At 68.0% G+C, this 20,427-nt stretch carries 18 protein-coding genes and 2 pseudogenes; 9 read left to right on the plus strand and 11 right to left on the minus strand.

Annotation, left to right across the window (positions count from 1 at the left end):
* Positions 1 to 2 precede the first annotated feature (2 nt).
* Both IPN02_01595 and IPN02_01600 read right to left on the minus strand, forming a co-directional pair.
* On the minus strand, positions 3 to 542 hold the full coding sequence (locus IPN02_01595; GenBank protein ID MBK9295574.1) for a rhodanese-like domain-containing protein: 540 nt from the start codon (positions 540 to 542) through the stop codon (positions 3 to 5).
* Positions 543 to 672: 130 nt separating this feature from the next.
* Entirely contained in the window at positions 673 to 2,049 is a 1,377-nt protein-coding gene (locus IPN02_01600; GenBank protein MBK9295575.1) for an MBL fold metallo-hydrolase, read from the minus strand.
* Between the two features lie 290 nt (positions 2,050 to 2,339).
* On the opposite strand from IPN02_01600, the gene IPN02_01605 reads away from it, so the two are divergent.
* A complete protein-coding gene (locus IPN02_01605; GenBank protein MBK9295576.1) occupies positions 2,340 to 3,083 on the plus strand; it encodes a GntR family transcriptional regulator in 744 nt (247 codons plus the stop codon).
* Positions 3,084 to 3,115: 32 nt separating this feature from the next.
* On the opposite strand, the gene IPN02_01610 is transcribed toward IPN02_01605, so the two are convergent.
* Positions 3,116 to 3,556, minus strand: a complete 441-nt coding sequence (locus IPN02_01610; GenBank protein ID MBK9295577.1) for a nuclear transport factor 2 family protein — start codon at positions 3,554 to 3,556, stop codon at positions 3,116 to 3,118.
* A gap of 49 nt (positions 3,557 to 3,605) precedes the next feature.
* Between IPN02_01610 and IPN02_01615 the strand changes: the two genes are divergently transcribed.
* The 3 genes and pseudogenes from IPN02_01615 to pgi (IPN02_01625) all read left to right on the plus strand — a co-directional run bounded on the left by IPN02_01615 (position 3,606) and on the right by pgi (IPN02_01625) (position 6,701).
* Positions 3,606 to 4,643 (plus strand): LLM class F420-dependent oxidoreductase, encoded by a 1,038-nt coding sequence (locus IPN02_01615; GenBank protein ID MBK9295578.1) that lies wholly within the window; start codon positions 3,606 to 3,608, stop codon positions 4,641 to 4,643.
* A 66-nt stretch (positions 4,644 to 4,709) separates the two neighbouring features.
* Positions 4,710 to 5,480 (plus strand): annotated as a pseudogene (gene pgi / locus IPN02_01620) (glucose-6-phosphate isomerase).
* A 300-nt stretch (positions 5,481 to 5,780) separates the two neighbouring features.
* Positions 5,781 to 6,701: pseudogene (gene pgi / locus IPN02_01625) on the plus strand (glucose-6-phosphate isomerase).
* Between the two features lie 12 nt (positions 6,702 to 6,713).
* On the opposite strand, the gene IPN02_01630 reads toward pgi (IPN02_01625), so the two are convergent.
* The 3 genes from IPN02_01630 to IPN02_01640 all read right to left on the minus strand — a co-directional run bounded on the left by IPN02_01630 (position 6,714) and on the right by IPN02_01640 (position 8,313).
* Positions 6,714 to 7,082 carry an FKBP-type peptidyl-prolyl cis-trans isomerase gene (locus IPN02_01630; protein ID MBK9295579.1) on the minus strand — a complete coding sequence of 123 codons (369 nt, stop codon included), beginning with the start codon at positions 7,080 to 7,082 and terminating at the stop codon, positions 6,714 to 6,716.
* A gap of 25 nt (positions 7,083 to 7,107) precedes the next feature.
* Complete coding sequence (locus IPN02_01635; GenBank protein ID MBK9295580.1) at positions 7,108 to 7,800, minus strand: GNAT family N-acetyltransferase; 693 nt, start codon at positions 7,798 to 7,800, stop codon at positions 7,108 to 7,110.
* A 72-nt stretch (positions 7,801 to 7,872) separates the two neighbouring features.
* A complete protein-coding gene (locus IPN02_01640) occupies positions 7,873 to 8,313 on the minus strand; it encodes a nuclear transport factor 2 family protein (GenBank protein ID MBK9295581.1) in 441 nt (146 codons plus the stop codon).
* A gap of 210 nt (positions 8,314 to 8,523) precedes the next feature.
* On the opposite strand from IPN02_01640, the gene IPN02_01645 reads away from it, so the two are divergent.
* Positions 8,524 to 9,762, plus strand: a complete 1,239-nt coding sequence (locus IPN02_01645; GenBank protein MBK9295582.1) for an OsmC family protein — start codon at positions 8,524 to 8,526, stop codon at positions 9,760 to 9,762.
* Here IPN02_01645 and IPN02_01650 read toward each other — a convergent pair.
* The 4 genes from IPN02_01650 to IPN02_01665 form a co-directional block, all read right to left on the minus strand.
* On the minus strand, positions 9,752 to 9,979 hold the full coding sequence (locus IPN02_01650; protein MBK9295583.1) for a GNAT family N-acetyltransferase: 228 nt from the start codon (positions 9,977 to 9,979) through the stop codon (positions 9,752 to 9,754). The two genes, IPN02_01645 and IPN02_01650, sit on opposite strands and share 11 nt — an antisense overlap.
* 75 nt (positions 9,980 to 10,054) lie before the next feature.
* Positions 10,055 to 10,354: a hypothetical protein gene (locus tag IPN02_01655; protein ID MBK9295584.1), complete on the minus strand. Its 300-nt coding sequence runs from the start codon at positions 10,352 to 10,354 to the stop codon at positions 10,055 to 10,057.
* An 83-nt stretch (positions 10,355 to 10,437) separates the two neighbouring features.
* The gene (locus IPN02_01660) at positions 10,438 to 12,651 is read right to left on the minus strand and encodes a hypothetical protein (GenBank protein MBK9295585.1); all 2,214 of its coding nucleotides are present in this window, start codon (positions 12,649 to 12,651) and stop codon (positions 10,438 to 10,440) included.
* 304 nt (positions 12,652 to 12,955) lie between these two features.
* The gene (locus IPN02_01665; protein ID MBK9295586.1) at positions 12,956 to 14,695 is read right to left on the minus strand and encodes an amidohydrolase family protein; all 1,740 of its coding nucleotides are present in this window, start codon (positions 14,693 to 14,695) and stop codon (positions 12,956 to 12,958) included.
* Between the two features lie 244 nt (positions 14,696 to 14,939).
* Between IPN02_01665 and ahpC the strand changes: the two genes are divergently transcribed.
* From ahpC to IPN02_01680, 3 genes are all read left to right on the plus strand, one after another.
* Positions 14,940 to 15,503 (plus strand): alkyl hydroperoxide reductase subunit C, encoded by a 564-nt coding sequence (ahpC, locus tag IPN02_01670; protein ID MBK9295587.1) that lies wholly within the window; start codon positions 14,940 to 14,942, stop codon positions 15,501 to 15,503.
* A 156-nt stretch (positions 15,504 to 15,659) separates the two neighbouring features.
* Positions 15,660 to 17,366, plus strand: a complete 1,707-nt coding sequence (gene ahpF, locus IPN02_01675; protein MBK9295588.1) for an alkyl hydroperoxide reductase subunit F — start codon at positions 15,660 to 15,662, stop codon at positions 17,364 to 17,366.
* A gap of 24 nt (positions 17,367 to 17,390) precedes the next feature.
* Entirely contained in the window at positions 17,391 to 18,293 is a 903-nt protein-coding gene (locus tag IPN02_01680; protein ID MBK9295589.1) for a LysR family transcriptional regulator, read from the plus strand.
* A 29-nt stretch (positions 18,294 to 18,322) separates the two neighbouring features.
* Here IPN02_01680 and IPN02_01685 read toward each other — a convergent pair whose 3' ends face one another.
* A complete protein-coding gene (locus IPN02_01685; protein ID MBK9295590.1) occupies positions 18,323 to 19,072 on the minus strand; it encodes a hypothetical protein in 750 nt (249 codons plus the stop codon).
* Between the two features lie 76 nt (positions 19,073 to 19,148).
* Between IPN02_01685 and aroA the strand changes: the two genes are divergently transcribed.
* The gene (gene aroA / locus IPN02_01690) at positions 19,149 to 20,426 is read left to right on the plus strand and encodes a 3-phosphoshikimate 1-carboxyvinyltransferase (GenBank protein ID MBK9295591.1); all 1,278 of its coding nucleotides are present in this window, start codon (positions 19,149 to 19,151) and stop codon (positions 20,424 to 20,426) included.
* Position 20,427 lies beyond the last annotated feature (1 nt).

Consider the following 20,427-nt stretch of genomic DNA (forward strand, 5'->3'; position numbering starts at 1 on the left):
GCTCAGGCCCGCCCGGTGAGCTCGTCGACCATCTTGTCGATGTCGCACGAGTTGCTCTGGTTGTACGGCAGGCGCCCGAGGAGGTTGCCCATCATGCAGGTGTTGGATGCGGCTGCGAAGGCGAGCCCGCCGCCGACCGCTCCGGCCAGAAACCGAGCCTTGGGGAACTTGACGCTGGCCAGCACGCTGCCGGCAATCATCGAGCCGGCGACCATGCGAACCTGGCGTTCGATGTCCCAGCGAGCCTCGCCGCGCGTGAGCGGGCGGCTGCCGTCATCCCACCCCATCAGCCCCCCTTCAAGGATGTGGGTGTTGGACATCCCGGAACCGGCGAGCGTGCGGTTGGCCTGGGCTGCCCGGCCGCCCGACCGGCAGATGATCACCACCGGCACGTCGAGGTGGGCGCGGATTTCGTCGGCGTGCTCGCCCAACATGTTGAGCGGCACGTTGTAGCTGCCGGGGATGTGGGCGGTCTCGAACTCGGCCGGGCTACGGACGTCGAGCAGCCTCACGTCGTCGCCACGCTCGAGCCATCCGGCCATGGTTGCGCAATCGAGTCGATCGCCGGTGAACTCGGCGGCAGTCGGGGTGGTCGTGAGGGTAGGGGAGGGCATAGGAGGTTCCTTTGTTCGGGGGAGAGTTGGGGAGGAGCGGCGATGGGGCCGCTCGGGGTTAGGCCGGGGCGTGCAGCGCAACCCAGGCGTCGTAGCCGCCGAGCAGGTCGGAGACGTCGGTTGCGCCCTGTGAGCGCAGCCAGCTGGCGCCCAGCGAGGAGCGGTAGCCGCCGGCGCAGTGCACGACGATCGGGCGGTCGAGGTCGATCTCGTCGAGACGGTCCTGCATCTGGGCCAGGGGAATTTCAAGCGCCCCGGGGATGGAGCCGAGGGCGATTTCGCCCGGGTTGCGCACATCGATGACCTGCACGTCGTCGCTGGCAATGCGTGCCTCGTCGAACGCTGCTGCGGTCAGGCGGGAGCACCGCGCGGTGACTTCAGGTTGGGTGACGAACGCAGCCTCGGGGCCTTCGAGAACGCCGATGACGTTGTCGAAGCCGATGCGTCCCAGGCGCAGCTGCGCTTCGGCGCCTTGGCCGGGGTCGGTGATCAAGACGATGTCGGCATCGTGGGGCACGGCGATGCCGGCAAACTCGGCATAACGGCCTTCGAGGCCCACGTTGAGCGATCCGGCCAGGTGCCCCTGGGCGAAGTCGAGGGCGTCACGCACGTCGAGGACGGCCGCCCCATTGCGCTGAGCTTCGAGCACCTGCTCCAGGTTGAGCTGTGCGGGCGGATCGGTGTCGAGCAGCTCGCGGTCGGAACGGTTGGCTACGGCGTCGAAGAAGAAGTACTTGGGCGCCGCTGGCTGTCCCTCGGTCACCAGCTCGACGAAACGTTCCTTGCTCATCGGTGCGAGGGCGTAGTTGCTTTGGCGCTGTTCGCCCAGGGTGGAGCTGGTCTCGGTGGACAGGTTTTTACCGCAGGCCGAACCGGCGCCGTGTGCCGGGAACACCCGGGTCTCGTCGGGCAACGGCATGATCTTGTTGCGCAGCGAGTCGTAGAGCTGCCCGCCCAACTCCTCGGCGGTCACGCCGATCGAGCTCAGCAGGTCGGGACGCCCGACATCACCGATGAACAGCGTGTCGCCCGTCAGCACGCCGTATGGCGTCTCGTCATCGGGATGTTCGTAGACGACCACCGAGATCGACTCGGGGGTGTGGCCAGGGGTCGCTCGAAACTCCAGCGTGACCTCGCCCAACGAAATCCGCTCGCCGTCGGTCACCTTGCGGATGGCGAACTCGGTGTCGGCTGCTTCGCCGTAGATGATCTCGGCGCCGGTCGCGGCCGCCATCTCGAGGTGGCCGGAGAGGAAGTCGGCGTGGACGTGGGTTTCGATGACGTATTTGATCTCGACTCCGGCCTCTTTGGCGTCGGCCAGGTATTCCTCAATGTCGCGTCGGGGGTCGACCACGGCGGCCACCCCTGCGTCCGTATCAGCGACCATGTAGCTCGCGTGGGACAGGCAGTCCAGGTAGTACTGGGTGAACAACATCGGTGTCTCCTCGATGGTGGTACCGCTCAGGCGAGTCGGTTAAACGAATGTCCGTACATTAGCACCAACCGTCCGACCGTACGTCTATTCCCAAGCCGTGCTGAGCAGCGTCGGCGACTTGCCCTGTCAGTGTGAGGTGGCAGACGTCGCTTGACAACCCCGCGGCAACTCCGGGATCGCCCGGTTTGGCTCACCTGCCGAAGTGACGAGACCGGCGGACAACTTGGGCGATGTGGTCGGTGATCCGTATGTTCGTACCTATGGTGAACCCGGTCGATCGATCCAGTCCGCTGCCCCTGTGGTGCCAGGTCTCGGACGACCTTCGGCGTCGGTTGGACGCCGGCGACTTTGCCGAGCACTTCCCCGGCGACGGTGAGCTGATGGAGGCCTACGGCGTCAGCCGTCACACCGCACGGGAGGCGGTGCGGCGCTTGGCCGATGCAGGCCTGGTCGTTCGGGAACGGGGTCGGGGAACCCGCGTGACCTCCCCAGGCATCGAACAACCGCTGGGCACCCTGTACTCCCTGTACCGATCGATCGAGGCCCAAGGCTACGAACAGCACAGCGTCGTTCGGGCACTCGATGAGCGCACCAATGCCGAGGCGGCCGGCGTGCTGGGCCTCGACGAAGACGAGGCGCTGGTGTACCTCGAGCGATTGCGGCAGGCCGACGGTCGCGCGCTGGCGCTCGACCGCTCATGGCTGCCCGCGTCGCTTGCCCGCCCCATCCTCGACTGCGATTTCAGTCGCACCGCCCTGTATGGCGAGTTGGCCGAGCGCACCGGTGTTCAGCCGTGTTCGGGCTGGGAGCGCATCCACCCCGAACTGCCCACCGCGGAGCAGCGTAGCCTGCTGGGCATCGGGGCGAAACAGCCGGTGTTTGCCATCGAGCGGGTCACCTACGGCCCCGACCGGCAACACCCGATCGAATGGCGCCACAGCATCGTGCGGGGTGACACGTTCGCCTTCGTGGCCCGCTGGGACTCCCGCGACCAGGGTGCCCAGGCGGTGATGGAGGCTGAAGTGCTGGCGTAACGCTCGCGCTGCGGAACACGCTCGCCGATTACTCAGCGAGTCAGCGCCTCCAGCGCCTCGCCCATCAGGCGATGCACCAGGTTGATGGCCTTAAGGGGGCGCAGCATCACCCGAAACTCCACGATCCGTCCGTCGTCGTCGATGCGGATGATGTCGACGCCGTTGACGTAGGTGCCTTCGAGCGACGTCTCAAACTCCAGTACGGCGGTGTCACCGTCGAGCACCTGCTTGACGTACCGGAAGGCCGTCTCGGTGCCGCCCGAGCCGTCACCGGTCGGCTTCGATCCTGGCAACGTCTGCTTGGCCGCTTCCAAGTACAGGGCGGTCACCGCCTTGCCCGCCTGAGGCGTATAGATGATCGGCGAGTAGAACACGACGTCGTCGGCCAGCAGCGACTCGAGCCCGTCCGGCTCGTCGCCCTGCAGGTAGGCATGCCAGCGGTCGATGGTCTGGTGAATGGTTGATGCTTCCATCGCCCTGACGATAGGCCCGGGTTGGTGGACGGGCTGACAGGATGTGTCGATGAAGCTTGCGATGGCCCTCAACTACTCCGGCGACCCACGCGACACGGCGGCCGAGGCCGCCGACCTGGAACGGGCCGGTATCGACGTGGGATGGGTGGCCGAGCTGTACAGCTTCGACGCCGTGTCCATCCTGGGATATCTGGCGGCCAAGACCGAGACGATGGAGTTGGGCTCGGCGATCCTGCCCATCTACAGCCGTACCCCGACGCTGACCGCCATGACGGCCGCCGGGCTGGATGCGGTGTCGGAGGGCCGCTTCATTTTGGGCATCGGCGCGTCCGGGCCCCAGGTGATCGAGGGCTGGCACGGCGTGCCCTACGACAAGCCGATCGGGCGCCAGCGTGAGCTGATCGAGATCTGCCGCAAGGTGTGGCGCCGCGAAGTGGTCACCCACGACGGCCCCAGCTATCACCTGCCCCTGCCCGAGGGCGAGGGCACCGGGCTGGGCAAACCGCTGAAGCTGATCAACCACCCCAAGCGGGCCAACATCCCCGTGTACATCGCTTCGTTGGGGCCCAAGAACGTCGAGGTGACCGCCGAGATCGCCGAGGGGTGGCTCCCGGTGTTCTTCCACCCGGAGAAGGCCGCCTCGGTGTGGGGCGACTCGCTCGCAGCGGGCGCCGCCAAACGCGACCCGTCGCTGCCCCCGCTCGAGGTGGTCGCCGGCGGCACCGTGTCGATCTGCGGCGAGGCGGAGGCGGCCGAGATCCGCAACGGCGCCCGCTTTATGACGGCGCTGTACGTCGGCGGCATGGGCGCCAAGGGCAAGAACTTCTACAACAACATCTTTTGCAAGTACGGCTACGAGGAGGCCGCAGAGCAGATTCAGGATCTGTACCTGGCCGGCAAGAAGGAGGAGGCGATGGCGGCGGTGCCTCAGGAGTTCCTCGACGCCACCTCGATGGTGGGCGACGAGGGCTACGTGCGCGAGCGCATCGAGGCCTACAGGGCCGCCGGCGTCACCCGCTTGCAGGTCCACCCGGTGGGCGAGAATCCGTTGGAGTTGATCGAGAAGGTCAAGGGCTGGGCGGGCTGAGCGCCGGCGGCCGGCGGGCGCTTGGCCCGGCCAGGGTCGACGGAATGCATCGGGCTCACCACTAGCTTGGTTGGGGTGACACCACGCGACTTCTTCGGCTCCCGAGACTCCGACGACTACTTCGCCTGGGACGATCTCAACGAGCCTGACCAGCCCATCGACGTCGCCACCACCCGGGAGTGGAACTCGCTCGTCGACGTCTTCGAGACAGTTCGGGGTCGCCACCTGCGCGACCTGCTGGCCGAGTCCGGGCGCCGAACTGCGATGACCCTCGAAGTCGGCGACCTGTACCTGGACTTCACCCGGCACCGGGCCACGCCCGAACTGTTGGACGCCCTGGTGGTCGTCGCCGAGCGGGCGGGGCTGAGTGAACGGCGCGACGCCATGTTTGCCGGCGAGCACATCAACAGCACCGAGGACCGAGCGGTCGGCCACGTCGCTCTCCGCGCCCCGGACGATGCGTCCTTCGAGATCGATGGAACCGACGTGGTTCCCGAGGTGCATGAGGTGCTCGAGGCGATGGCCGAGCTGACCGACCGTGTGCACTCGGGCGAGTGGGTGGGGGCCACCGGCGAGCCAATCCGCACGGTCATCAACGTGGGCATCGGCGGCTCCGATCTGGGCCCCGAAATGGCCTATCGGGCCTTGCGCAGCTACCGCCAGGACGGCATCGAGTGCCGGTTCGTGTCCAACGTCGACCCGGCCGGGATCGCCGCGGCCACCGATGGCGTCGACCCAGCGACCACCTTGGTCGTCGTCGTGTCGAAGACGTTCACGACCGACGAGACCCTCACGAACGCGCAGACGCTGAAGGAGTGGATCCGCGCTGGGCTTGCAGGCCCCACCGACGCTGCTGCCACGGGCGACGCAGACGCTGCGGGGACCATCGAAGAGAGCGATGGCGAGCCGGCACCCACTCAGGAACATGGTTTTGCTGCAGAGCTCGCCTCCAAGCTGACCGACGATGCGGACGATGCGGACGATGCGGACGATGCGGACGATGCGGACGATGCGGACGATGCGGACGATGTCGATGCCGATGCCGATGCCGATGCCGATGCCGATGCCGACGACGCCGAAGACGATGACGACGATGACGACGACGCCGACGCCGACGCCGACGATGACGGCGATGACGATGACGAGGCCTGGGTGGCCAAGCACTTCGTCGCCGTGTCGACCAACGCTGAGGCGGTGGTCGAGTTCGGCATCGACCTCGACAACATGTTCCGTATCTGGGACTGGGTCGGCGGCCGCTATTCGGTGTGGTCGGCGGTGGGGCTCAGCCTGATGCTCGCGGTCGGCGAGGACGACTTTCGAGCGCTCCTCGATGGGGCCCACACGATGGACGAGCACTTCCGCACCGCCCCGCTGCGCGACAACGCACCCGTGCTCGTCGGGCTCCTCCGGGTGCTCTACCGGGACCTGTACGGCTTCCCGACCCATGCTGTGCTGCCCTACGCCGCCGACCTGGCTCGGTTCCCCGCCTATCTGCAACAACTGGACATGGAGTCAAACGGTAAGCGGGTGCGCCTCGACGGCAGCCCGGCCACACTGCGCACAGGATCGGTCGTCTGGGGCCAGCCTGGCACCAACGGCCAGCACGCGTTCTACCAACTACTCCATCAGGGCACTTCGATCGTCCCGGTCGACCTGATCGCGTTCAGCGAGTCGGTCGACGACGAGGGGGATCACCAGCGCAAGCTGCTGGCCAATGTGCTGGCTCAAGGGCGGGCATTGGCCGAGGGACGCACCGCGGAGGAGGCTGAGGCGGCCGGGGTTCCCGCCGATCAGGTGGCGCACCGCACCTTCCCCGGCAACCGGCCGAGCACGACCATCCTGGCGCCCGAGCTCACCCCGGCCGTCCTCGGGCAGCTGATCGCCATGTACGAGCACAGCGTCTTCACCCAAGGCGTGATCTGGGGCATCAACAGCTTCGACCAGTGGGGGGTTGAGCTGGGCAAGGAGTTGGCCAGCGAGATTCTGGAGCAGCTCGAGTCCGATGAGGCTCAGCAGGCCAGCGGCGGTGCGGCCCGTTGGGTGCTCGATCAGGGCTGACCCTGCGGTCGTCTAGCGAACGTCCATCAGGTCGACGGTAAAGATGAGGGTCTCGTTGGGGGCGATCGCCCCGGGGGCGCCGCGGCTGCCGTAAGCCTGATGCGGCGGGATGATCAGCGTGCGACGGCCGCCCACCTTCATGCCCTGCACACCGGTGTCCCATCCTTCGATCACCTGGCCGGCGCCGAGGCCGAAGTCCAGGGGTGCGCCGCGATCCCACGAGGCGTCGAACTGCTCGCCGGTCGACCAGGCGACGCCGACGTAATGCACCGACACGCGCGACCCGGCGGTGGCCTCGGGGCCGTCGCCCACCTGGTCGTCGAAGATCTGCAATTCGGCGGGTTTGTCGCCAGCGGGTACGGCTACAACGGGTTTATCCATCCGGCCACCGTAGCGGGATGGACAATCAGTGCTTTGTCGGAGCTGTGAGTCGGGTGCGCTGACGCCCGGCTGTGTCGAAGTTCTCCGGCGCCAGCCAGGAGCGATGGGCGGCGGCGACCGCCGGCCATTCATCATCGGTGATCGCCAACCAGGCGGTGTCGCGACTGCGGCCCTTGTAGACGACCGCTTTGCGAAACGTGCCCTCGTAACGGAACCCGAACCGCTCAGCTGCGACCCGGGAGCGGGCGTTGAGGTCATCGCACTTCCACTCGACCCGCCGGAAGCCAAGGTCGAAGGCGTGGGTAATCAGCAGCGACACCGCCTCGGTGGCGGCGGTCGTGCGCTGCAACTCAGGGGCGAAGGCGACCGAGCCGATCTCGATCACTCCGTGGACGGCGACGATACGGAGGTAGGCCAAGTACCCGACTGGTCGGCCGTCGACCACGGCGGCGAACGGCAGCTGCTCTGGGGAGTCGCACAAAGTGCAAAGCGCTGCCCGCAATTCCTCGACGTCGGCGAAAGGCCCGTACTGCAGGTAGGTCCAGAGCGAGTCGGGTGCGTCGATGAAGGCGTCGAACAACGGGGGCGCATGTACCGAAGGGTCGAGCGGCTCCAGGCGCACGGTGCGGCCGGCCAGATCAATTGGGGCAGGGAACGGTGGTGGCCGCCAGTCGCCTAAGGACGGACCGATCGGTTGGTCGAACGCGTTCGTCGGCATTTGGCGAGCCTACGGATGGTCAGCCGTCGAAGCAGGGCGATATTCGGGGTCGTGCAACCTGGAAATCGGCCGCTACGCGCCCTGGTATCCGGCTGCGATGTGGTCGGTCCACCATTGGGGGGCGACGCTGAAGATGGAGTTGAGGTCGACGTAGTCCCACCAGCGGTCCACTTTGCCGTCTCGCACCTCCATCACCGAGCAGAACCGCACCTCTGCGTGCTCGCCGTCGCGCCACCACCACTCCTCCAGGTGCTCGGTGATCACCATGTCGCCGGTGACGACGATGGTGCCGGGGTGGAGCCGGTAGTCGCTGAGCAGCTCCAGACCCAGACGCAGCCGTGCCTCGGTCTGGGCCGGACCGTGGGCGCCAGGCTCGACGCCGATGACGGGCACATCGACGTAGTGGCCCCGCTCGCTCATCATGGCGCCGACAGCGGCGAAGTCCCGCTGGTTCAGTGCGTCCCAGAACCGTTCAACCAGTTCGCGCCGATCGTCGTCCGTCATGTCGCTCAAGGGCCCTCCCGCTCCGGTAACGTCCAGTTTGATAGTTCACTCGCTGGGACCAGCACCCCCGGGTTGGTGCTCCCCGTCGTGACGGCGATGCTACGTGGGCTGTCAGCGAGGCGCGGGCCTGGAGTTCGGGTGGTGCTGGCGACCGCACCAGCACCGGTGTGGAAGGGTGCGGGAGCGCCCCAACCGACCGATCACCCCCAGGAGACCCAGATGGCATCTCGCCGAGAACGCGTCCGCTTCACCGGTGCTGGTGGCGACCAGCTGGCTGGCAGGGTCGAGTTGCCCGCTGGGCCGATCCGGGGCGCAGCGCTGTTTGCCCACTGCTTCACATGCTCGTCCGACGTCGCCGCCGCCTCCCGGATCTCGGTGGCCCTCGCCGAGGCCGGCATTGCGGTGATGCGGTTCGACTTCACCGGGCTGGGCGCGTCCGAGGGCGACTTTGCCGATACCAACTTCTCCACCAACGTCGCCGACCTGATCGCAGCATCTTCGTACTTGAGCGACCACTTCCAGGCACCGGGCCTGTTGATCGGGCATTCGTTGGGTGGGGCGGCCGTGTTGGCCGCCGCACCGGAGCTCGACTCGGTGAAGGCGGTCGTCACGATCGGTGCGCCGTCCGAGCCGAGCCACGTGGAGGCGTTGCTCGGCGAGGACCGGGCACGGCTCGAGACCGATGGCGAGGCGACGATCGATATCGGCGGTCGGCCGTTTCGGGTCAAGGCCCAACTGTTGGAGGACCTGCGCCATCGCACCATCGATGAGTGCTTGGCCGACCTGGGTGCGGCGCTGCTGGTGATGCACTCGCCCGTCGACAACGTCGTCGGCGTGGGGAACGCCGCCGAGATCTACCAGGCGGCCCGTCACCCGAAAAGCTTCATCGCTCTCGACGGGGCGGATCACCTGCTGAGCAAACGGCGCGACTCCGACTTTGCCGCGTCAATGATCCGGGCCTGGGTGGAGCGCTACCTGGACGATGCCCCCGAGACGAAGCCGGCGGACGGTGAGGGGGTCGTGGTGTCAGAGATGGGAGAGGGCAAGTTTCTCAACCAGGTGGTGGCCGGTGCCCATCGCTTCCTGATGGACGAGCCGATCTCGGTCGGGGGCTACAACGCCGGGCCCAACCCGTACGACCTACTGGCAGCGGCGCTCGGCGGATGTACGTCGATGACAATGCGGATGTACGCCGAACACAAGGGCATCCCGCTGGAACGGGTCGAGGTCGCAGTGCGTCACGCCACGACACACTGCGAGGACTGCGAAGCCGCGGCGACCGGAGCAACCCCGAAGATCGATGAGTGGACCCGGGTACTCCATATCGATGGCGACATCACCGACGATCAGCGGGCCGGTCTGGTGCGCATCGCCGACCGTTGCCCGGTGCACCTCACGCTGGAACGCTCCTCGATCGTGGTCACCGAGGTGGCGGACGACGGTGGAGTCAACCGCTGAGACGGGGATCGCGCCACATCAGCCAGGACGGCGGGGCGTTGCGGTACGCGAGCGTCTCGATCAGCTCGAAGCCGTGCCGCGAATAGAACGCCACGTTCTCTTCCTTGGACGATTCGACGTAGGCACCCATGCTCTGCTCATCGCAGCGGCTGGTGACCGCTTGTATCAAGGCTCCACCGACCCCACTGCCCTGATGCGCCGGATCGGTGCCGAGCAAGGCGAGAAACCAATGTGGCGGCTCGGAGGGGTGGGCACGCTCAATTTGAGAGAGCAGGCGGATCGCCGCCGGAAGTCACGAACGGAACAGCCGGACGGATGGCAACGCGACGGCCGCCGCTTCCTTCATCGTGGGTTTCCAACGTCCGGGCGGACTCCAGATGGCGACGCCGCGCACTTCCTCGTCGACCAGCACCTCGCCATGCCCCTGCATCTGAGCTCGGGCATCGGCCTCGAACCAGGCTGCCGCTCGGCTGATCCAATCCGCCCGGGGCGAGGTGATGTAGTTCCACACCGGGTCGTCGACGAACGCGGCGGCCAGGATGGCCCCGACTCGCGGCAGGTCGTCGGGGGTTGCAGAGCGAACGCCGGGCATGGCGGAAACCTAGGCCGCCGCGGGGCCCCGGCGGGACGCGCCACCGGTCGGGGCGAAAGCCAAGCACCACCGGGTGACCGGTGCTAGTTCGGCGTCCACCGATCGGGATCGTTGCCACCCCCCGGCAATGCGATCACTGGTCCCTGGGGGACTGGCGGGTCGTAGCCGGCCGGTTGCACGACGACGGCAAACGCATGGTCGCGACGCTCCAGGTCGGAGGCGAAGGCTTCGATCTCGGCCAGCAGATCGTCGGGCACTTCCACGACGTTGCGGCGAGTGAGCGCGATCAGGGTCCCGTCGTAGAGGGAGACGATCGGGTCGTCGAGGGTACGACCGACCGCCGCCTGGTCGAAGTACAGCCCGGTGTCGGTGCGGGCCAACCCCGGAGCGGCGATCAGCGTGGTGGCATCGATGCGGGCAGCCAAGTTTTCGGCGCGCTGACCCAAGTCGCCGAACTCGGACGGGTCAGCGGTCCCGAACCTCGCAAGCACCTCGATCCCGGGCTCGCCGGCGGCGGTGTTGGCAGCGACGCCGCTGCGGGTCGACAGTTCCCATTGTTCGTCGCCGGTGGCCGTGCGACCGACGCCGAACTGTGCCAGCAGCGGGGTATCGGGCTCGAAGCGGAGGTCGGCACCGGCGGCGAGCAGCTCATCGATGACGGCGGGAAAAAGGGTGAGCGACGTGAGGTACGGGGTCTCGATGGTGAGCACCGGCCCGCGTTCGGCCAGCTTCCGGGGGGCATCGGCTAGCGCCGAGTGCAGCTCGGACGCCGGCCCGTTGGCCCACGACGGGCTACCGCTCTCCAGCCCGTGGGCGTCCACCGAGTAGACGGTGAGGCCGACGACGATGGCGAGGGCCGCCGCAGCTCCGGCACCGGATCGGGCGAGGGCCGGAAGTCGTTCGGTGCCCGGCACGGCCGTCAGCACGGCGTCGAGCGCGACCAAGGCCAACCCCGATGCTATGAACGCCCCAACCGGGAACAGCCAGCGCAGGTAGGCGGCGGTCGCAAACGTCGTCTCGGAGATGTTGGCCAGCGTGGCCAGCGATGCCAGCGTCACGACGCCGGCGGCACCCGCAACCGCCATCAGCGGCACCGACCGACGCCGACGGGCCCACCACGCCGCACCCGCGAGGACGGCGAGGTAAGCGCCGAACACGGCGACCGAGGGGCCCACGTCCCAGCGGGCACCGGTGCTGTTCTCCCACGTCGCTGGGTCGGGGAAGGCCCAGGCCGGTGGGATCAGCACGGTGTCGGCGAAGGTCTGAACCGCAAAGCCGATGCCACGTCCGCCGCCGAGTCGGTCGGCGTTCTCGGCCATGGCCGTCACGTTGCCGGGCGCTCCGTCCGGGGCGACGAACTGCTCCCATGCCGGCAGCGTCCACAGAGCCACCAACACTCCGACCGCAACCAGCAGCGTCGGTAGGCGCCTCCCGGTGTTGGTAGATCCGGCTGTGACGGCGGCCGGGACCGGACCGGCGTCGGCGGCGTGGACCTCGTCGTGACCGGTGCCCTTGTGCTGCTCTGTCGTGGCGCCGACCGAGGCTGGTTCGACGGTGTGGGTGGCGTCCCTTTCGTGATCGGTGCCCCTTTCGTCATCCGCCGGCTTCGAGCCCGTCGGCGGGCGTCGCTCCGCTCGTTCCCTTCGGCGATCGGCCCACCACCAGCCGATGCCGGCCAGCAGCGAGGTGCCGACCAGGGCCGCCGACAAGACGACGTAGGCCAGGCTGGTCTGTGCGCACAGGCTGGCCCAGAACACGGTCATCGTCGGCCCCCACCGGTCGCCCGCCATGGATGCCCACAAGCCGACCGCTGCGGCGAAAAAGGCCAGCAGCGGCAGGTTGTGGGTCCATGGGTCGGACAGCACCTCGCTGCCCATCGAGGCGGTCAGCGCCAGCACCCCGAGGCCGAAGACGGCGACACCGCGGCGCCGTCCGATCCGCCATGCCATCCAGACGGCCGAACCGGCGGCGCCGGCGTTGATCATCGCGGATCCCACCCGTACCCCGACCGGGCCGAACAGGCGGCGGAACGGTGCCAGCAGCTGAAACGGCATGGGGCCAGGGTGGTTCATGATGATGCCGGTGGCGGTCGAGCGCGACGACCAAGTGGCGAGCATCGGGTTGTTGGACGTGGCGACATCCCACGCCCGGGTCGAGTAGATGCCGTTGTCGAGGGTGGGGTACCAGCGCTGAACGGCGGCTCGGGCGCCTGCAACCAATGCAGGCAAGGCGGCCACGAGGGCCAGCAGCGGTGCTGGACGGGGCCGACGTCGATGCATTCGCCGCCCGTGGTTCACCAAGCAGATCGTAGGGCAGCGTGCCACACACGGGGTGGGCACAGTTCGGGGACCTCCGGGACGCCCGTCGGCCCTCCGACCACATGCCTACCCGCTCGCTTGTTGACCGTTGGGTGGTCACGGCGCAATCTTGGGTGGACTTTGTGTCAACAGGTGGCTCAGAGTCCACCCGAGTCCGCCCTCGAAAAGGGGAGTCTCCAACCTTTGGGATGATTACGGGTCAACAGGTGACCTCCAATCATCCCAAAGGTCCGAGATCATCCGGCTCTGGGACGGAGCGACGAGCGGTTGCCGTCGATGCTGCTCAGCGACGACCGCGGAGCAGCCGGCCGGGGCGCGCTCCGGTGTCGACGTCGTGGCGGCGGGTGACCACGCCGGACACGACGGTGGCGTCGTAGCCCGAGGCGTACTGCACCAGGCGGCGGCCGCCGGCGGGCAGGTCGTGGATCAGCTCGGGCTGGGCGAGGGCCAGGGTCTCGAAGTCGATCACGTTGAGGTCGGCCTTCTTGCCCGCCTCGACGACGCCCCGGTCGCCCAGCCCGTACAGCTCGGCGGTGCGCTGGGTCTGCAGGTGCACCGCCTGGGCCAGGTCGATGCCGGCGCCCCGGCTGCGGTCGCGGGCCCAGTGGGTGAGCAGGTACGTGGGGATCGACGCGTCGCAGATCATGCCGCAGTGCGCCCCGGCGTCGCCCAGCGACGACACCGAGCCGGGATGCAGCAGCATTTCCCGGATGGCGTCGTGGTTGCCGTTGGCGTAGTTGAACAGCGGCAACATGAACATCGCCTTGCCGTCGTCGGCCAGCATCGCCTCGTAGGTGGCGGCCAGTGCGTCGGTCCCGGCGGCGGTGGCCATCGCTCCGAGGGAGGCTTCGGCGAGCGGTTCGTAGTTGGGTGGGGTGCCCAACGGAAACATCTTGTCGGTCATCATCGCCAGAAACGGGCCGATGCCGTCGAACGGATTGTCGGGGTTGAGCGGGCCGTCGGCCTCGGCGAGGATGGCGTCGCGCACCGCTGGCTTGGCGAGCTGCTCGATCCGCTCGGGCAGCGGCAGACCGGCGAGGGCGTCGTAGGTGGGGCGCTTGGCGAACGGATGGTTGGTCTGCAGCCCGACGAGCATGCCGAAGGGGCGCGCTGCCACCTGGGCGCGCATCGGGATGCCCCGCTCCAGCAGCTTGTCGAAGCGCTCGAACACGTCCTGCCACAGGTTGGGGTCGGTGTCGGTCTGCAACACCATGAACGCCAACGGCTGGCCGGTTTCCTCGGCCAGGTCGGCCATCCAGCCCATCTCGTCGGTGGTGGTGCCCCGGTCGAGCATGGTGAGGCCGCCTTGGGCAACCTCGAAGACCCCGCCGCCGCCGGCCTTGATCGCCCGCCCGAGGGCAAAGAGTTCCTCCCGCTCGGCGAAGGTGCCCGGCACCGGCTCGCCGTCCTTGGCCAGGTGCGCCAACGTGCGCGAGGTGGAGAAGCCCAGGGCCCCGGCCTCGATCGCTTCCCGCACATGTGCGGCCATCTCCGCAGAGTCCTCGGCCGAGGCCGGCTCGTTGCGGGCGCCGGCGTCACCCATGACGTAGCCGCGAACAGCTCCGTGGGGGATCTGGGTGCCCACGTCCATCGCCCAGCTCCGGGTGTCGAGCACGTCGAGGAACTCGGTGAAGCGTTCCCAACCCCAGGTGATGCCTTCGGCCAGCGCGGCGCCGGGGATGTCCTCGACCCCCTCCATCAGCTGGATCAGCCACTCCTCCTTGCCGGGACGCACCGGGGCGAAGCCCACCCCGCAGTTGCCGGTGACCACCGTCGTGACGCCGTGAGAGGCGGACGGCTCCAGCTGGGAGTCCCAGGTGGCTTGACCGTCGTAATGGGTGTGGATGTCGACAAAGCCGGGCGTGACCAGGCGTCCGGTGGCGTCGATCGTCTCGGCTGCTTCGCCGTCGAGCGTCTCGCTGACCGCCACGATGCGGCCGTCGTTCACCGCCACGTCGGCGCGCCGGGGCGGCGCCCCGGTGCCGTCGACGAGCGTGCCCCCGGTGATCAACAGGTCGTACATGGTGTCCCCCCTCTTCGCCACCGCCCCCCGGCGCCAGCCCGTGCAGTTTGCCGCACTGTCGCCTGCGGTGCGCTGAACGCGTGACAGCTCGGCACCTTCCGATAGGCGACACCTATCGGTGCGATGGGCACAAACGATCGAGTATGACTATCGAAATGGAGGTATCAATAGGTAGAGTATCTCTTGAAGTCACGAGGGCGTTCGAAGTCATTGAGCCCCTCCCACCGAAAGGACCCCCAGTCTCATGTCACTCATCAACACCAAGCTGCAGCCGTTCACCGCTACCGCCTTCAAGAACGGCGAGTTCGTCGACGTGACCGACGAGGACCTGCTCGGCGCCTGGTCGATCGTGTTCTTCTACCCGGCCGACTTCACCTTCGTCTGCCCGACCGAGCTGGGTGACCTGGCCGACCACTACGACGAGCTCCGCGAGCTGGGCGTCGAGGTGTACTCGGTGTCCACCGACACCCACTTCACCCACAAGGCCTGGCACGGATCCTCCGAGACGATCGGCAAGATCCAGTACGCCATGATCGGCGACCCGACCGGAACCGTCTCGCGCAACTTCGACATCCTGCGCGAGGACGAGGGCCTGGCCAACCGCGGCACGTTCGTGCTCGATCCCGACGGCGTCATCCAGGTGATGGAGGTCACCGCCGAGGGCGTTGGCCGCAACGCCGCCGAGTTGGTGCGCAAGGTGCGCGCCGCCATCTACGTGCGCAAGAACCCGGGCGAGGTCTGCCCCGCCAAGTGGGAAGAGGGCGAAGAGACCTTGGCCCCCTCATTGGACCTGGTCGGCAAGATCTGACCTGCCTTCCACCCGGGCGGCTCGCCGCCCACATGTAATCCCCCACCCCCCCCATGGAGAGGCGGCGGAGCGACCTCGGTCGCTTCGCCGTCTCGTCTACCCCGCCAACCCCGGCGGCCACCCGTACGAACCCGTAACCCGCCGAGGAGCCTCGACATGCTCGATTCCAACCTGACCGAACAACTCAGAGGACACCTGACCAAGGTGACCCGCCCGATCGAGCTGGTCGCCGCTCTCGACGACGGCCCCAAGTCGACCGAGCTGTGGGAGTTGCTCACCGAGATCGCCGCCCTCTCGGACAACGTTTCAGCGGTTCGCAATCCTGTCGACGTCGGTGATCGCTCCGCCTCTGCCTCTGCCGAAGGCAGCGACGACACTGCCGAAGGCAGCGACGCCACAGGCGGGCGACGTCCCTCGTTCACGATCGACCGGGTGGGCACCGACGTGTCGGTCGGATTTGCCGGCATCCCGATGGGCCACGAGTTCACATCGCTGGTGCTTGCCCTGCTTCAGGTCGGCGGACACCCGCCTGCGGTGTCCGATGAGGCGGCCGAGGCGATCGAGAACCTCGAGGGCGAGTTTCACTTCGTCACCTACATGTCACTGTCGTGCCAGAACTGCCCCGACGTCGTCCAGGCACTCAACGCCATGGCGGTGCTCAATTCCAGCATCAGTCATGTGGCCGTCGACGGCGCCCTGTTCCCCGCCGAGGTCGAGGCCAACAACGTGCTCGCCGTCCCCACCGTGCTGCTGAACGGCGAGCCGTTTGGCCAGGGGCGCATGACGATCGAGGAGATCCTCCCTCGCCTCGACACCGGCGTCGGTGAGCGGGAGGCTGCGCGTATCGATGCGCTCGACCCGCTGGACGTGTTGGTTGTCGGCGGCGGTCCAGCCGGTGCGTCGGCGGCGATCTACGCCGCACGCAAGGGTATCGCCACCGGGGTGGTCTCCGAGCGCTTCGGCGGCCAGGTGCTCGACACGATGAGCATCGAGAACCTGATCTCGGTCCCTTACACCGAGGGCCCCAAGTTGGCCGCAGCGATCGAGGCCCACGTGGCCGAGTACGACGTCGATGTGATGCACAACCAGCGGGCCGCCAAGCTCATCCCGGCCGAGGTGCCCGGTGGGCTGGCGACGGTCGAGCTGGAGAACGGCGCCACCCTGCAGGCCCGCACGGTGGTGCTGTCCACCGGTGCCAGCTGGCGCACGATGGGTGTGCCCGGCGAGGACGAGTACCGCAACCGCGGCGTCGGGTTCTGCCCCCACTGCGACGGTCCGTTGTTCAAGGGCAAGCGGGTGGCGGTGATCGGCGGCGGTAACTCCGGCGTCGAGGCGGCGATCGACCTGGCCGGCATCGTGGCCCACGTGACGCTGATCGAGTTTGATGATGCGCTGCGTGCCGACGAGGTGCTCCAGGCCAAGCTGGCGTCGCTGGGCAACGTCGACGTGATCGTCGGCGCCCGCACCACCGAGGTACTCGGCGATGACACGTCGGTGACCGGACTCACCTATGAGCATCGGGCCGACGCCACGTTGCACAACGTCGACCTCGACGGGGTGTTTGTCCAGATCGGCCTGGTGCCCAACACCGGTTGGCTGAAAGGCACCGTCGCGTTGTCGGACCGTGGGGAGGTCGTCATCGACGACCGCAACGCCACCTCGGTCCCCGGCGTGTTCGCCGCCGGGGACTGCACCACCGTGCCGTACAAGCAGATCGTGATCGCACTCGGTGCCGGCTCGACCGCCGCCCTCTCGGCCTTCGACCACCTGATCCGCACCCCGACCGCCAAGGAATCAGGTGCTGCAACCGAGCCGGCGGCGCCAGCCGACGGGTCGAACCAGCCGGAACCGGCCCTCGTCTGAGCGGCCATCGCGTAGCGTCGTGACGTGAACCTTCAGGACCTGCGCTACGCGGTGGCGGTGGACGATCACCGGCATTTCGGTCGCGCCGCCGAAGCCTGTTTCGTCAGCCAGCCCACCTTGTCCTCGCAGCTGCGCAAGCTGGAGGACGAGCTGGGTGTGGCGCTGTTCGAGCGGGCCCCCCGCAACGTGATGCCCACGGCGGTCGGGCGGTTGATCCTCCACCATGCCCGCGGGGTGCTGGTCGAGGTCGACCAGATCGAGGCGCTGGCCAAGGCGGCCGCCGAGCCCGGCGCAGCGACGTTGCAGATCGGCGTGTTCCCGACGCTGGCGCCGTACCTCCTGCCCCACGTGGTGGGCCCTCTTCACGAGCGCTTCCCCCTGGTCGAGCTGTTGTGGGTGGAGGAGAAGACCGAGCAGGTTGTCGAGGGGCTGCTCGGTGGGCACCTCGACGCCGGGCTGCTGGCCCTGCCGATCGACGCCCCTCAGCTGCACCAGGAACCGCTGTTCACCGAGGACTTCGTGCTCGCCGTGCCCGCCGACCACGAGCTGGCCGACGCCACCTCGGTAGCGCCCGAGGTGCTGGCCGGCACCGACGTGCTGTTGTTGACCGACGGGCACTGCCTGCGCGACCAGGCGCTGGAGGTGTGCTCGATGGCCGGGGCGGCCGAACGGCACGGCTTCCGGGCCACCAGCCTGGAGACGCTGCGTCAGATGGTCGCCGCCGGCGTCGGCGTCACGCTGTTGCCCAAGATGTCGGTGAGCCCACCGGTGACCCAGTCCGATCACGTCCGGACCGTCCCCTTCGAGGCGCCGGCCCCCAACCGTCAGATCGCCATGTTCTGGCGACGCAGCAGCGTGCACGCAGGCCTGCTCGCCCAGCTGGCGGCCGTGATCGCCGACCTCCCCGATCAGCTGCTCCGAGGCTGAGCAGCGTGGGCGCTGTCGGGCAGCCTCGGCTAGGCGCTCCACCATGGCGAGGGATCGTCGCTGGCGCCTTCGGCCGAGGGAACCGACCACGATCGAACCTCTGGCGCAGTGCCAGACCCTTCTGGTGCTGACCGAGCCGAAGGTGAACGAGCGGCCGGGTCCACACGGCCAAAACCGCTGGGCGGGGCTGCCGGATGGATTTCACCCGACGAAGCGCCGGCTGCGGGATAGATCTGGGGTCGTGCGACTTCGCGTGCGGCCCTGACGAATTGTGGGCTGGCCCGAAGGACGGTGATGATCCCGCCGTGTCGGTCGAGTTCAATCATGGGCTGGATGTAGCCGGGCCCGACCAGTGGGGCCCGTCGGCGGGCGTGGATGAAGGGAATAAAGGCGAGCAACAACAGAGGCATTGCGACGATGACCATGAAGGACCAGCCCCCAGCGATTACCACCCAGAGCACGATGGTGAGCGACGCCAACCCGAGGATGATCAACGAGGGAAGGTCGTCGACACCCCATGCGCGTCGGGTCGTCGCCCGGCGTTCCTCGCGCGCCTCGGTCGCGACCGGAAGGTAGCCGGTCACCTGCTTGACCGTGACGGCACGAACAATGATCAGAGGGAAAACTCCAAGGAGCAACAGCCACCACTGGGCGCCGATCTGATTCTTGACGGTGAGCGGCTCCCAATCGGTGGCCGGTTCGCCGGTCCAGGCGCAGACATGTGGAAGCGAAGGCTCGGTGAAGTGACGAACCGGAAACTCAACTTGATCTCGCGCCATGTAATTCAAGGCTAGCGTTGAATTACGCTTCCGGTAGCGGGTAGGTGGGCGGCTGCCCTCCTCGTAGGGTGGCCCGGTGATCGTCGACCCCCTCCGCCTGCGCCGCCTGACCGAGCCCCCCGACGCCACCGTCGTCCTGCCCGGCTCGAAAAGCCTGACCAACCGGGCCCTGCTGTGTGCCGGGCTGGCCGAGGGCCGCTCCGAGCTGACCGGCGTGCTGTTCTCCGACGACACCGAAGCGATGCTCGCCGCCCTCACCGGCATGGGTGCTCAGGTCGAGGAGGACCGGCCTGCCCACACCGTCAGCATCACCGGCATCGGCGGCCGCCTGCCGGCGGAGCCCTTAATCATCGACGCCCGTCAGAGCGGCACCACGGGGCGGTTTCTGGCGCCGCTGATTGCGCTGGCGCCCGGCGGGGGAATGCTCGACGGTCATGAGCAGCTGCGGACCCGCCCGATGTCGGATCAGCTCGAGGCGATGCGGTCGCTGGGGGCAACCTTGTCCGCTGTCGACGATCGTTTGCCGCTCTCCTCGACGGGCGGCGGCATGCGGGGCGGTGCGGTGACGGTGAGCGGCGCCACCTCCAGCCAGTTCCTCAGCGGGCTGTTGCTGTGCGCGCCGCTGTTCGGCGACGGGCTGCAACTGGAGGTGGCCGACGAGCTGGTGAGCCGCCCGTACATCGATATGACCGTCGACGTGATGGAGCGGTTCGGTGCGGCGGTGGAGCGCGACGGCTATCGCCGGTTCGGATGCGCCCCCGGGATCTACGCGGCCCAGCGCTACGCCATCGAGCCCGACGCGTCGGCCGCCAGCTACTTCTTTGCACTGGCAGCGATGACCCGGGGTCGCATCCGGGTCGAGGGCCTGGGCCGGTCCGCCGTTCAGGGCGACATGGCGTTCCTCGACGTGCTCGAGCAGATGGGTGCCGTCGTGCGCCAGGGCGACGACTGGACCGAGGTGGTCGGCCGCGACCTGCGCGGCGTCGACGTCGACCTGGCCGACTTCTCCGACACCGCCCCCACGCTGGCGGTGGTGGCGGCCGTCGCCGACTCGCCCACCCGCATTCGGGGCATCGGGTTCGTGCGGGGCAAGGAGTCCGATCGCATCGGTGCCGTCATCACCGAGCTGGAGCGCCTCGGCATCGCATCGGTCGAACACGATGATGGGCTGACCGTGCACCCCGGTGAGGTCCGATCGGGGGTGGTGAGCACCTATGAAGACCACCGGCTGGCGATGGCCTTCGGTCTGCTGGGCCTGGTGGCCGACGGCGTGGCGATCGCCGATCCCGGCTGCGTGGCCAAGACGTTCCCCACCTATTGGGATGTACTCGAGGGTGCTCGCACCCAGGCGTAGA

Source organism: Candidatus Microthrix subdominans (genome assembly GCA_016719385.1).
Taxonomy (GTDB): Bacteria; Actinomycetota; Acidimicrobiia; order Acidimicrobiales; family Microtrichaceae; genus Microthrix; species Microthrix subdominans.